Raw genomic sequence first — 831 nt, forward strand, 5'->3', positions numbered from 1 at the left:
TTTTGCCCATACCTCCGACAACGCGACGTTCACTCCCAGCTCGCGGCATTTCGCTTCCACCAGGTCCAGCTCTGCCTTCGTATCCGTCGGGAACGCGTTGATCGCCACTACGCAGGGCAACTTATATACGTTCTTCATGTTGTCCACATGCTGCAGCAGGTTCGGCAGTCCCTTCTCCAATGCTTCCAGATTCTCATTGTTCAGGTCTGCCTTTGCCACTCCTCCATGGTGCTTCAGCGCTCTCACCGTCGCCACCACTACCACTGCCGACGGCTTCAGGCCTGCCATCCGGCACTTGATATCCAGGAACTTCTCCGCTCCCAGGTCTGCTCCGAATCCGGCTTCTGTGATCGCATAGTCGCCCAGCTTCATCGCCATCTTGGTCGCGATCACCGAGTTGCAGCCATGGGCGATGTTCGCAAAGGGTCCGCCGTGTACGATGGCCGGCACATGCTCCAGCGTCTGTACCAGGTTCGGCTTCAGCGCATCCTTTAACAGGGCTGTCATCGCTCCCTGGGCGTTCAGATCCCCTGCCGTCACAGGCTTCTGGTCATAGGTATATCCTACAATGACTCTGGAGAGGCGGGCCTTCAGGTCCGTGATGTCCGATGCCAGGCACAGCACCGCCATGATCTCCGATGCCACCGTGATGTCATATCCGTCCTCCCGGGGCACTCCGTTGGTCCTTCCGCCCAGTCCGTCCACCACAAAACGGAGCTGTCTGTCGTTCATGTCCACGCATCTCCTCCAGGTGATCCTCCTGGGGTCGATGTTCAGGGCATTGCCCTGATAGATATGGTTATCGAGCATGGCTGCCAGCAGGTTGTTCGC

1 protein-coding gene is annotated in these 831 nt (G+C 58.2%); it reads right to left on the minus strand.

All coding sequences use genetic code 11. From position 1 onward, the window contains the following. Positions 1-831: formate--tetrahydrofolate ligase (locus LQE92_RS14375; protein ID WP_231063610.1), on the minus strand; the 831-nt coding region annotated here is incomplete at both ends.

This window comes from Lientehia hominis (genome assembly GCF_021044755.1).
In the GTDB taxonomy this organism is placed as follows: Bacteria; Bacillota; Clostridia; order Lachnospirales; family Lachnospiraceae; genus Lientehia; species Lientehia hominis.